At 75.2% G+C, this 11401-nt stretch carries 13 protein-coding genes and 1 pseudogene; 8 read left to right on the top strand and 6 right to left on the bottom strand.

Translation table 11 applies throughout. From position 1 onward, the window contains the following. Nucleotides 1-234 (top strand): annotated as a pseudogene (locus G9H71_RS18810) (methyl-accepting chemotaxis protein); the annotation flags it as partial. Nucleotides 235-322: 88 nt separating this feature from the next. Here the strand turns inward: G9H71_RS18810 and G9H71_RS18805 are convergent. Next, nucleotides 323-1558, bottom strand: a complete 1236-nt coding sequence (locus tag G9H71_RS18805) for a cytochrome P450 (protein ID WP_166284324.1) — start codon at nucleotides 1556-1558, stop codon at nucleotides 323-325. Nucleotides 1559-1643: 85 nt separating this feature from the next. Between G9H71_RS18805 and G9H71_RS18800 the strand changes: the two genes are divergently transcribed. Continuing rightward, nucleotides 1644-2264, top strand: a complete 621-nt coding sequence (locus G9H71_RS18800) for a ribonuclease E inhibitor RraB (RefSeq protein WP_166284323.1) — start codon at nucleotides 1644-1646, stop codon at nucleotides 2262-2264. 12 nt (nucleotides 2265-2276) lie between these two features. On the opposite strand, the gene G9H71_RS18795 is transcribed toward G9H71_RS18800, so the two are convergent. Beyond that, nucleotides 2277-2810 carry a class I SAM-dependent methyltransferase gene (locus tag G9H71_RS18795; RefSeq protein WP_166284322.1) on the bottom strand — a complete coding sequence of 178 codons (534 nt, stop codon included), beginning with the start codon at nucleotides 2808-2810 and terminating at the stop codon, nucleotides 2277-2279. A gap of 146 nt (nucleotides 2811-2956) precedes the next feature. On the opposite strand from G9H71_RS18795, the gene G9H71_RS18790 reads away from it, so the two are divergent. The 5 genes from G9H71_RS18790 (at nucleotide 2957) to G9H71_RS18770 (ending at nucleotide 6538) form a co-directional block, all read left to right on the top strand. Beyond that, nucleotides 2957-3481: a Uma2 family endonuclease gene (locus G9H71_RS18790; RefSeq protein WP_166284321.1), complete on the top strand. Its 525-nt coding sequence runs from the start codon at nucleotides 2957-2959 to the stop codon at nucleotides 3479-3481. A gap of 130 nt (nucleotides 3482-3611) precedes the next feature. Beyond that, nucleotides 3612-4706 carry a type III polyketide synthase gene (locus tag G9H71_RS18785; protein ID WP_331273111.1) on the top strand — a complete coding sequence of 365 codons (1095 nt, stop codon included), beginning with the start codon at nucleotides 3612-3614 and terminating at the stop codon, nucleotides 4704-4706. Then, nucleotides 4706-5395: a methyltransferase domain-containing protein gene (locus G9H71_RS18780; protein ID WP_166284328.1), complete on the top strand. Its 690-nt coding sequence runs from the start codon at nucleotides 4706-4708 to the stop codon at nucleotides 5393-5395. Before G9H71_RS18785 ends, G9H71_RS18780 begins: the two co-directional genes overlap by 1 nt. Next, nucleotides 5392-5730: a hypothetical protein gene (locus G9H71_RS18775; protein WP_231135090.1), complete on the top strand. Its 339-nt coding sequence runs from the start codon at nucleotides 5392-5394 to the stop codon at nucleotides 5728-5730. The genes G9H71_RS18780 and G9H71_RS18775 overlap by 4 nt, the downstream gene beginning before the upstream one ends. A 4-nt stretch (nucleotides 5731-5734) precedes the next feature. After that, complete coding sequence (locus G9H71_RS18770; protein WP_166284320.1) at nucleotides 5735-6538, top strand: nitroreductase family protein; 804 nt, start codon at nucleotides 5735-5737, stop codon at nucleotides 6536-6538. A 62-nt stretch (nucleotides 6539-6600) separates the two neighbouring features. Here G9H71_RS18770 and G9H71_RS18765 read toward each other — a convergent pair whose 3' ends face one another. Together G9H71_RS18765 and G9H71_RS25275 are read right to left on the bottom strand one after the other, a co-directional pair. Then, a complete protein-coding gene (locus G9H71_RS18765; RefSeq protein ID WP_166284319.1) occupies nucleotides 6601-7947 on the bottom strand; it encodes a PH domain-containing protein in 1347 nt (448 codons plus the stop codon). Beyond that, nucleotides 7944-8444, bottom strand: a complete 501-nt coding sequence (locus G9H71_RS25275; RefSeq protein WP_166284318.1) for a PH domain-containing protein — start codon at nucleotides 8442-8444, stop codon at nucleotides 7944-7946. The genes G9H71_RS18765 and G9H71_RS25275 overlap by 4 nt, the downstream gene beginning before the upstream one ends. A 61-nt stretch (nucleotides 8445-8505) precedes the next feature. On the opposite strand from G9H71_RS25275, the gene G9H71_RS18755 reads away from it, so the two are divergent. Next, entirely contained in the window at nucleotides 8506-9681 is a 1176-nt protein-coding gene (locus tag G9H71_RS18755) for an NADH-quinone oxidoreductase subunit D (protein WP_166284326.1), read from the top strand. Between the two features lie 12 nt (nucleotides 9682-9693). Here G9H71_RS18755 and G9H71_RS18750 read toward each other — a convergent pair whose 3' ends face one another. Together G9H71_RS18750 and G9H71_RS18745 are read right to left on the bottom strand one after the other, a co-directional pair. Then, nucleotides 9694-10188, bottom strand: coding sequence for a hypothetical protein (locus tag G9H71_RS18750; RefSeq protein WP_166284317.1), 495 nt, complete (start codon nucleotides 10186-10188; stop codon nucleotides 9694-9696). A 196-nt stretch (nucleotides 10189-10384) separates the two neighbouring features. Further along, nucleotides 10385-11395 (bottom strand): glycine betaine ABC transporter substrate-binding protein, encoded by a 1011-nt coding sequence (locus G9H71_RS18745; RefSeq protein WP_166284325.1) that lies wholly within the window; start codon nucleotides 11393-11395, stop codon nucleotides 10385-10387. Nucleotides 11396-11401 lie beyond the last annotated feature (6 nt).

The following is an 11401-nucleotide window of genomic DNA, read 5'->3' as shown; positions in this document are numbered from 1 at the left end:
TTCCAGACCACGATCGCCTCGGCGGTCGAGGAGCAGACCGCCACCACGCACGAGATGAGCCGCTCCGTGAGCGAGGCCGCCACCGGCACCGGCGCCATCGCGGCCAACATCACCGGCGTCTCCGCCGCGGCCGAGACGACCACCGGCGCGCTCTCCGCGTCGCAGACCGCAGTCGCGGAGCTGGCCTCCATGGCCAGCGGGCTCAAGGCCGAGGTGAACCGCTTCACCTTCTGACCTGCTCCAGGCCCGGGCGCGCGCAGACGTCGGGGCCGGGCATGCCGAGGGCCGGTGGTGCGTCATGCACCGCCGGCCCTTCGGGCGCTCAGGCCACCGTGACGGGCAGCGTCTCGGGGATGCGGATGATGTAGCCGCGGCCCCGGCGCGGCTCCCCGGCAGGCGTGAGGCGCGGGACCCGGCGTACGAGCTCGGCGAAGAGCGCCTGCAGCTCGAGCCGGGCGAGCGGGGCGCCGAGGCAGTAGTGGATGCCGGCGCCGAAGCTGATGTGCGGGTTCGAGGAGCGGCCCACGTCGAACCGGTCCGGGTCCTCGAAGCGCTCGGGGTCGCGGTTGGCCGACCCGAACAGCAACGCCACCTGGCTGCCACGGGCGACCGGCACGCCGCCCACGTCCGCGTCCTCGAGCGCCCACCGCGAGAAGAGCTGCAGCGGGGTGTCGTAGCGCATCAGCTCCTCGACCATGGTCGGGACGAGCGCCGGGTCGGCGCGTACGCGCTCGAGCTGGTCGGGGTGGGCCAGCAGGGCCGCGATGCCGTTGACCGTCACGCCGACCGTGGCCTCGTGGCCGGCGTTGAGCAGCAGCACGCACGTCCCGACGAGCTCGTCCTCGGTGAGCCGCTCGCCCTCGTCGACGACCTCGGCGAGGGCGGTGACCAGGTCGTCCTGCGGCCGGGCCCGGCGCTGCGCGGCCAGCTCGCGCAGGTACGCGGCGAACTCCTCGGCGGCCTGGACCGCGCGCACCTCGTCGTCCGGGGTGGGGCGCAGCTCGTACATCCGGCACATGTCCTGCGACCACGGGCGCAACAGGTGCCGGTCCGCCGGCGGGACGCCGAGCAGGTCGGCGATGACGGACACCGGGAGCGGCTCGGCGACGACCGGCTTGAGGTCGACGACCGAGCCGTCGCTGCCGGCGTCGACCAGGTCGTCGACCAGCTGGCGGGCGGTCGCGTCGATCGACGCGCGCATCCCCTCGACCCGGCGCGGGGTGAACGCCTTGGCGACGAGCCGCCGCAGCCGCGTGTGGTCCGGCGGCTCGGTGTCGAGCATCCCGTCGCGGACGACGTCCCAGAACGGCGCGAGGTGCGGCGCGTCCTCCGGGCGGCCCATCTCGGCGTGGGTCGCGACCTGCAGGTAGGAACGGCCGAACCGGCGGTCGCGGAGCACGGCGTCGACGTCGGCGGCGCGGGAGACGACGTACTGCCCGGTGCGGGGCGACCAGGCGACCGGGCCGAGCTTCCGCAACAGGCCGTAGGTCGGGTAGGGGTCGGCGACGAACGCGGCGGAGGCAGGGTCGAAGGCATCGGGGACCAGCGGCGGAATCATGGTGCGGGCCAGCGTAGGGGGAGACGCAACGGCCGTCCGCTGAAACGCGCGGCCCTCCCTCACGCGGATGCGGGACGATGGGGACATGTCCTTCCGTGCCGGCCTGTCCCCCGCCGCAGGTGCCCTGGCCCTGCTCCTGGCCACCGCCGCGTGCTCCGGCGGCGACGAGGACGGCACCGCCGCGCCCGCCGGCCCCTCGGCGACCACCGGCGCTTCCGCGGGCGACCCGTCCGCTCCCGCGGTCCCACCGTTGGCGAGCGAGCCCGCGGGCCAGCCCAGCCCCGTCGCGCCGTCCGGGCCCGCACCCATCACCCCCTCGGCCCCCGCCTCCTCCACGTCCGCCCCGGCCCGGCCCAGCCCCGCCGGGACCACGACGGCCGGCTTCGGCAGCCTCGCCCCCGCCGACCAGCAGGTCGTCGCCCGGGCGCTGGCCCGTGGCCTGAAGGCCGGCCAGCCGGTGGCGGTCGAGCACTACGCCCGCTTCGACGACCAGCCGACCCTCGACAGCGTCTCCACCGAGCTGACCGTCCTGGGCCTCACCGTCACCCCCGTCGTGAACGTCCGCGAGTCCGACAGCTTCGAGCTGACCGCGACGAGCTCCGGGACGCTCGACGCGTCGTTCCTGGAGAGCGACCTCGTGGCCGTGCGCGAGGTGGTCGAGCGCAACGGCGGGACCTACACCGGCTGGGACGCGCAGCCGGGGTAGGCCTCGCCCGGCTCAGCGACGGGCCGGCGCCCGTCCCGTGACGCCGGCGCCCGCCGAGTCGTGCACCGCCTCGAGCCCGTCGAAGCCGGCGGCCTCGAGCGCGGCCCAGGTGCCCGCGACCACCCGCTCGGCGGCGGTGGGGCCGGCGTCGTACAGGACGCAAAGCCGTCCGCCGGGCCGGAGCGCCCGGGCGAGCGCCGCACACTCGTCAGCCGCCGGTGAGGTCCAGAAGACGTTGACGTTGACGGCGAAGGCGCGGTCGAACGACCGGGGCTCGACATCGAGGCCCGCGAGCGCGGCCCGCCGGACGGTCAGCACGCCGGACTCGACGTACGCCTCGTTGCGCGCCAGCGCGCGGGCCACCGCCGTGGCCGACCGGTCCACGGCGAGCAGATGGCCAGTCGTCAGGGTCGCGCAGACCAGCCCGGCCGCCACCCCGGTCCCGCAGCCGGCCTCGAGGACCCGGTCCTGCGGGCGGTGGCCGAGCAGCTCGACCGCCCAGCGCAGCCGGGCGGGCGCGGGCTCCGACGCTGCGCTGCCTCGCACCCGGCCCAGCGTAGGAGGGGCCGCCACCCGTGACGACGGCCGGCAGGCAGCTTCCTCGGCGCCGGAGGGGGCCGTCGTCCACAGGGCAGCTCGGGGCGGGGTGCAGCTCGCCGGCAGCGGCTACCGTTCGCACGAGGAGGTCGGCCATGACCACGCGCATCCCTATGTCGTACTCGGACTACCTCGAGCTGCCGGACGACCCGCCGAACGAGTACCAAGCAGGGTGCGCCGTCGTGATGGACCGGCCGACGCCGTACCACGGCCGTGTCCTGCGCCGGCTGATGCGGGTCGTCGAGGACCAGCTCCCGGACGGCCTCGAGGTCCTGTCCGACGTCGCCTGGAAGCCGGACGACCAGGAGTGGGGGCCGGACCTGATCGTCCTGGAGCCACAGCCGCAGGACGTCGTGAAGTTCACGGGGACCCCGCGTCTGCTCGCCGAGGTGCTGTCGAGCGACCGCGCGCGTGACCTCGTGGAGAAGCTCGCCGAGTACGCGGCGGCGGGCGCTCCCTGCTACTGGGTGGTCGCCCCCCGCGACGAGACCCTCACGGCGCACGAGCTGCGCGACGGCAGCTACCGGGTCGTCGCCCGGCTCGGCCGGCACGAGCCGACGGCCTCCATCGCCGTGGGTGACCTGCAGCTCCGGATCGACACCAGAGAGCTCGTCTCCTGAGCGCGACCAGCCGCGACCGTCACCGACGCGCGCCCGGTCTGCCCGCATGCTCAACTAGGGCGCGTGGGCAGGACCAGGGCATGACCCGACGCACGAGCGACGCTCGGCAGACCGCGTGACCGCGCGCGCGGTGCACATCCGTTCCATCGAGACCGCGGTCCCCCGGCCGATGCCGCAGGCCGTCCTGCGCGACCTCATGGCCGCCCAGCCCGGCCTGACGCCGCTCGCGCGCCGGCTCGTACGCACCGTCTATGACGCCTCGGGCATCGAGACGCGGCACACCGTGCTCGACGAGCTGGAGGAGGCCGCGGCCGGCGGCCCGGTCTTCTTCGACCACGGGTCGGGGCACGTGCTGACGCCGTCGACCGGGACGCGCAACGCGGCGTACGCCCGGCTCTCGCGCGAGCTCTTCGTCGAGGCCGGCCGGCGGGCGCTCAAGACGTCGGGGCTCGAGGCGGAGGACGTCACCCACGTGGTGACGGTGTCGTGCACGGGGTTCTTCGCGCCGGGCCCGGACTACCTGCTCGTGCGCGAGCTCGGCCTGCCGCCCTCGACCCGCCGGCTCCACGTCGGCTTCATGGGCTGCTACGGCGCGTTCCCGGCGCTGCGCGCGGCCCGGTCGACCTGCCAGGCCGAGCCGGACGCGGTCGTGCTCGTCGTGTGCGTCGAGCTCTGCACGCTCCACCTGCACGTCGCGAACGACCCGGACACGATCGTCTCCTCCTCCGTCTTCGCCGACGGCGCCGCGGCGGCCGTCGTCACAGCGCGGCCCGCGCCCGCGGGCGAGCCGACGCTGACGATCGAGTCGCTGGAGACCGTGCTCTCCGAGCAGGGCGAGCAGGACATGGCGTGGACGATCGGCGACCAAGGCTTCGACATGGTGCTCAGCAGCTACGTGCCACGCATCATCGAGGCCGACATCCGGGGCGCGCTCGACCCGTTGCTCGGCGACCGGGACGCCGCGGGCATCGAGCACTGGGCCGTCCATCCCGGCGGGCGCAGCATTCTCGACCGAGTGCAGTCGGCGCTGGGGCTCGACGACGCCCAGCTCGCCCCGTCGCGCGGGGTGCTGCGCGACTACGGCAACGTCTCGAGCGCGACCGTGTTGTTCGTCCTGCGCGAGATCCTGCACTCGCGCCAGGCCGGCCCGGCGAGCGTGGTGGCGGTCGCCTTCGGCCCGGGCCTGACGGTGGAGACGGGCCTGCTGACGCTCGGGGCCGCGTGATGCCCGACCTGTCGGCCCGCGACACCGCGGTCCGCGAGCTCATGGACGACCCGGAGTGCGACCTCGGCAAGCTGCGCTCGACCTATGCGCAGTTCCGTGCGGTCAACCGCGCCGTGTCCGGGTGGCGGCGGGTCTACGTGCGCCGGCTGCGGCCGCTGCTGTCCGCGCACTCTTCGACGACGCTGCTCGACGTCGGCTTCGGCGGCGGCGACGTGCCGCGCGCCCTCGCGGGGTGGGCGCGGCGCGACGGGCTGCGGCTCGACGTGACCGCGATCGACCCCGACGACCGTGCGTACGCCTTCGCGACCGCCGCCCCGGACGCCGGCGTCGCGTTCCGGCGGGCGTCTTCGGCCGAGCTGGTCGCCGCCGGTGAGCGCTTCGACGTCGTCACCTCCAACCACCTGCTTCACCACCTCGACGAGGCCGGCCTCGCGGCGCTGCTCGCGGACAGCGCGGCCCTCGCCCGGCGGCTCGTCGTGCACAACGACATCGAACGGTCCCGGCTGGCCTACTCGGCGTACGCCGTGGCCACCCGTCCGCTCGCCCGCCGCTCGTTCCTGCACGTCGACGGGCTGCTGTCGATCCGGCGCAGCTACCGCCGGGACGAGCTCGCGGCCCGGGTGCCGGCGGGGTGGCGGGTGGAGCGGCAGCGGCCGTACCGGCTTCTCCTGGTGCGAGAAGCCGCGTGAACGCCCGAGCCCTGCGCAACGCCGATGTGCTCGTGCAGGCCGCGGCGGCGAGCTACGCGGCGAACTGCGCGCTGGGCACGGCGGCGGCGCTCGGCGTCAACACCCGCCGCGTCGGCTGGACGCACCACGCGCTCTTCGTCGCGACCGCGTCGCTGACCGCCGCGGCCGTCGGCTCCGCCGTGTGGCGCCCCCGACCGTCGGCCCTCGCCCTCGTGCCGGCGGCGGTCCCGCTCGCGCTCATTCCCTACCTGGGGACGCACGGCCCCCGGCATAGGGTCGTGGCGCTGTCGGCGGCGCCGTTCTACGCCGCCGGTCTCGCACTGACCAGGAGGTAGCCAGGTGGAGCTGCTGGACGCGATCCGGCGCCGCAGGACGACGAACGGCGCGATGCTGCCGGACCCGGTGTCCGAGGAGCACCAGCGGCTGCTGATGGAGGTCGCCGGCCGCGCGCCGTCGCAGCTCAACAGCCAGCCGTGGCGGTTCGTCCTCGTCGAGAACCGCGCCACCATCGACGCGATCGCCGACATCAGCGGCGGCAGCATGACCACGGCGATGTCGAACGGCACGTTCTTCGAGCGCTACAAGCCCTACTTCCGCTTCAGCCAGGAGGAGATGGAGCGGCGCCGCGACGGCATGCTCTTCGACAAGCTCCCCGCGCCGCTGCGCCCCTTCACCAGCCAGGTCTTCACCTCGCGCGGGCAGAAGCTCATGAACACGCTGCGTGTCCCGCAGACCCTCGGCGCCGAGAACCGCAAGCTCGTCGCCGGCTGCCCGCTGCTGCTCGGCGTGATGCTCGACCGCAGCGAGTACCGCCCCGGCGAGCTGTCCTCGTTCTACTCGGTGTTCAGCATGGGCGCCGCCATGGAGAACATCTGGCTGACGACCGTCGAGCTCGGGATGGGCATCCAGTTCATCTCGTTCCCGATGGAGGTCCCGGGCCAGTGGGACAAGATCTGCGAGCTGCTCGCCGTGCCCGACAACCTCGAGCTCATGGCGGTCTACCGGCTGGGCTACCTGCCGCCGGAGCAGCGCCGCCCCGCGATCGACTGGTCCAGCCATCAGCGGAAGCTGCCTTCGCAGTACGTCTACCGCGAGACCTGCCGGACGCCGCAGACGGGGTGGGACGAGCCGCTCCAGCCCTGACCCGTGCCCGAGCACGGGGCCTCCCCGGAGCTCTCGCTCGGTGACGCTATGCCCGCGAGAGCTCAGCCCTCGCGCCGCTCCGCCCACCGCTCCGGCAGCGCCCGCGCACGGGCGGCCCGGGCCAGCTCCACCTCCCGGCGCAGCAGCTCGCCGGCCTCGGCCGCGTCGCGGTGGTCGGCGTACGGGCGGATGCCGGGCGGCAGGTCGAGATGGAGCGAGGCGAGGCCGAGCCGGCGCTGCAGCGGGCCCTGGGTGACGCGTACGGACTGCGCCTTGGCGTGCGGGACGACGTCCATCTCCCGGCGGAGCACCCCGCGCGTCGACACGAAGACGCGGTCGTCGGCGCCGACGGCGAGCCCGCGCCAGGCGACGGGGTCGATCGACCGCGCCCGTGCCGGCACGGGGGTCAGCGGCACCGCCTCCGGCCCGGGGTGCGGGCCGACCTCGGCCTGCAGAACCAGGCGCACCAGGTCGTACGCCTCGTGGCGCGGGGCGACCGGCAGCAGGGCGCTGCTCTCGGACGCGGACTCCTTGCCGTAGCCCGCGACCGACACCTCGACCCGGACCCACCCGCGGGACCGCCAGAGCAGCGGGGAGACGATGCGCAGCGCCTGCACGCGCCCGGGCGGGACCGTCTGGGCACGCGTCTCCAGCAGCCCGCGCCGCAGCCGCAGCCCATCGGGCGAACCCGCAACTGTGAAATCGAACTCGCTGATCAGCCGTTGTGCCATCCCGCCGCCGAGGGGCAGCAGCACCGGGAGGATCGCGAAGGCGAAGCCTGGTTCTCCTGTGATCGCCACGCCCACGAGCAGCACGACCGCCAGCCCGAGGGTCAGGATCGTCGGCATCGACAGCAGAACCGACCCGACGAGCCGCCCCGCGGGCACCTTGTGGAGCACGACCTCCGGGGCCTCGGGCGCCTCCTCGCCCTCGGCGGCGCGCACTCCGGCCGCCCGTGCCAGCAGCTCCGCGCGCAGCCGGAGGGCGGCGTCCTCCCCGAGGTACGCCAGCCCGCCCTCGCTCGACCTGCCGCCCACCACCTCCAGCCGCAGCTCGGCGAGCCCGAGCAGCCGGCCCAGCAGCGGGCGTACGACGTCGACGGCCTGCAGCCGGTCCAGCCGCACGCGCCGCGATCGCCGGAAGAGCGCCCCGCTCTCGATGAGCAGCTCCTCCCCGTCGAAGCCGAAGCGGGTGAAGAGCCACGCCACCCAGCCGTAGACGAGGGCGAGCGGGACGACGGCCCCGAGGACGATGAGCATCGGGGTGGGCGAGCCGCCGCGCCCCTCCGCGGCCTGCTGGCCGAGGATCGCGACGATGACCGCGAGCGCCTTCCAGCCGCGCACGAAGGGCGTCAGCGGGTGCAGCCGGCGCAGCTCGACGACGCGGCCCGCCTCGACGGGGGTGCTCACAGCCCCGCCGCGCGCGCCTCGCCGCGCGCGGCCAGCCGGTCGCGCAGCCGCGCGGCCTCGGCCGGCGGAAGGCCGGGGATGGACGCGTCGGTGGTGGCCGACGCGGTGTGCAGCTGGACGCGGGCCACCCCGGCGGCGCGGTCGAGCGGGCCGGCGGTCACGTCGACGAACTGCATCCGGCCGTAGGGCACCACGACCAGCTTGCGGAAGAGCACCCCGTTGCGCAGCAGCAGGTCGTCGTCGCGCTCGGCGTAGCCCCAGGCTGCCACCTGCCGCCCCACGACCGCCCACGCCCAGGCCAGCAGTGCCGCTCCCCCGAGGAGCGGGACGAGCGCCCACGGCAGGGCGGCGAACACCGCGAGCAGCACCGCCGCGGCCACCGCCGGCACGCCGATGAGCGCGGCGGCGAGCCCGCGGCGCACGCTCGCCAGCCGCGGCGACACCGGCAGCCAGCTCGTGCCGGGCGGGTCGAACGCGTCGGCGCTTCTCGTGTCCACCCCGGGAGCCTAGGTGCCCGGCGTCCTCGGCCCGGTGACACCATTGCCGCCCGTGCCCGAGATCGTCGTCGGCGTCGGCCTGACGTCACCTGCAGCCCCCGACGGGCCCGCCGCGGGCGGCCACCCGTCCCGGGCCGACCTCGTGCTGCCGATCGGCCAGCACCATCCGTCCGCCCACGGCGCCTTCCGGCTCCGGCTCCGGGTCGAGGACGACGTCGTCGTCGCGGCCGAGCCGGTCGCGGGCTACATGCACCGCGGGGCCGAGAAGCTCTTCGAGGTACGCGACTACCGCCAGGTGATCGTGCTGGCCAACCGGCACGACTGGCTCTCGGCCTTCGCCAACGAGCTCGGCGTCGTGCTGGCCGTCGAGCGGATGCTCGGCATCGAGGTCCCCGAGCGCGCGGTCTGGGCGCGCACCCTGCTCGCCGAGCTCAACCGGGTGCTCGCCTCGCTGATGTTCCTGGCCTCCCCGCCGGACCCGGCCCGGCCGGACGGGGCGACCGCGACGTACCCCGACGTCCTCGCCCTGCGCGAGACCCTGCAGGCCGTGCTCGAGGAGGCCTCCGGCGGGCGCGTGCACTTCATGTTCAACCGGGTCGGCGGCCTCAAGGAGGACCTGCCCGAGGGCTGGACGGCGCGGGCGCGCGCGGCGGTGGCGCACGTGCGCTCCCAGTGGCCCGCCGTCGAGGCCGCGTCCGTCGCCGACGAGCGCTTCCGCTCAGCGCTGCGCGGCGTCGGAGTGCTGCCGCGCGCGACGGCGCTGGCGTACGGCGTCAGCGGGCCGGTCGCGCGGGCCAGCGGGATCGGGGCGGACCTGCGCCGCGACGCGCCCTACCTGGCGTACGCGGAGCTCGACGTGCCGCTCGTGACCCGCGGCGAGGGCGACTGCCTGGCGCGGTTCGAGGTGCTGGCCGAGCAGGCGCGCGTGGCGCTCGACCTGGCCGACGCCTGCCTGGACCGGGTCGAGGCCCTGCCGGCCGGCCCGGTCGACGTGCGGCTGCCGAAGGTGCTCACCGTGCCGGAGGGGTCGGCGTACGCCGTCACCGAGAACCCGCTCGGGCTGAACGGCTACTACCTCGTGAGCCGCGGCGAGAAGGTGCCGTGGCGGCTGAAGCTGCGCAGCGCGTCGTTCGGCAACGTCCAGTCGCTCGAGGCGCTGCTGCCCGGGTGCCGGCTCGAGCACCTCGTGCCGGTGCTGTGCTCGGTGTTCTTCGTCACCGGTGACATGGACCGGTGAGGCGCAGGTCGGTCAGGCGGCGCGGGTGCGGCCGTTGACCCGGCGCAGCGGGATGACGACGGGCAGCGGGCCGCTGTGCGTGCCCGTGGTGCCGCTCGCCGGGTAGGCCATCGCGTGCGTCGCGACCGCGGCCGCGTCGCGGGCGGCCTGGGCGGCGACGACCTCGGCCTGCGCCTGGAGCAGCTGCGCCTTCGCGCTGCCGAGCCGCGCCTTCGTGCTCGCGAGCTCGGCGCGCACGGTCGCCAGCTCGCCGGTCAGCTGCTCGACCTGCACGCGCAGGGCGGCGGCCTCACGAGCGATCGCGGACGGCTGCGGGGCGGGGATGGGGCGCGGCAGGACCGTGGCGACCGGTGCCTTCGCGGCAGCCACCGCGGGAGCGGTCGGGGCCACCGGCACGGGGGCCGGGCGGGCGGGCTGCTGCGGCCCCGGGCGACGCCCGGGAAGGAACGCCGAGAGCCGCGAGACGAGACGGGCGAAACGCGAGGGGCGGCGATGCCGGGCAGACATGGAGCCAAGGATACGGGCTCGCCGCTGTCCAGCCGACGCGCGGCGCGCGGGCGGCTCGATCGGCGCAGGCGCCCGAAGCGAAGCGATCAAGGAGTCGTGGTCGTGACGCGCCGGCGTGTCACGACCACGACCCGTTGATCATCTGCGCCTGCGGCTCCCGCTGCTCGCCAGCGGCGGCAGCGGGACGGGTGTGCCGTCAGCCCGCGCTGAGCGCGCCGTCCGAGCTGAAGACCAGGCCGAGCGTGGCGCGGCCCTGCTTGAGCGCGGCCTGGGTCAGCGGGCCGCCGGCGTCGAGCGGGGTGAAGGACTCGAACGACAGCCCGTAGGTCGACTCCAGGCCCGGTCGGCAGAACGGGCGCTCGGGGCACTCCGGCGGCCCGGCGAGGACCAGGCCGGAGCCGCACGCCGACGCGAGGTCGGACAGCGTCGAGACCGAGTGCTCGTCGGCGAAGGCCTTGGTGACGGCGAAGGCGTTCTGGTCGGCGGCCTGCGACGGGGCGCCGAACGCGAGCCCGGCCGACTCCCCGAGCGTCGTCAGCGCCGAGACCGTGGCGTCGAGGTCGCTGCTGGCCTTGGCCTCGGCGTCGGCGCCGTTCTCCTGCTTGTTGAGGAACTCGGCGAGCGTGCCGGCGTACTCGGGCACGACCTGGATCTGGCCCTTGGTGAGCGCCGGGAGGTAGACCTCGCGGTTGCCGATGGTGCGCGTCGAGGCGTCGAAGCCGGCGGCGTCCAGCGCGAGCGCGTAGATCTCGGCGAGCGTCTGGTTCTCGGCGAAGTTGGCCGCGCCGACCACGATCTTGCCCGAGCCGCCCGAGAGGCCCTGGGCGAGGCCCTTCTCCGCGACGTAGTCCTTCGCGACGTTCGGCGAGGTCTCGCGGTCGACGACGACCCGCTTGTTGAGCGCCACGAGGTCGTCGGTCGTGAGCGCGGCCGAGACCTTGTCCAGCGCCGCGATCAGCGGCTGGCTCGACGACTTCGCCGTGACGGCCGGGATGATGTTGTCGACCGTCTGCAGCTTCTTGTCGTCCTCGAGCACGACGAGCTCGTCACCGGAGACCGGCTCGCACGAGCCCGCCCCCGCCGCCGCGCTGCCGGCCGCGCTGGAGGCCGGGGCCGCTCCCTCGTCCGAGGAGCCCTCCTCGCCGCACGCGGCGAGCGCCGTCACCGCGACCGCCGCCAGCGCCACGCGGAAGGCCCGCCCCCGCAACCCACC

Source organism: Motilibacter deserti, from assembly GCF_011250635.1.
Classification (GTDB): Bacteria; Actinomycetota; Actinomycetes; order Motilibacterales; family Motilibacteraceae; genus Motilibacter_A; species Motilibacter_A deserti.
This window is presented reverse-complemented; position numbering and strand designations above follow the sequence as displayed.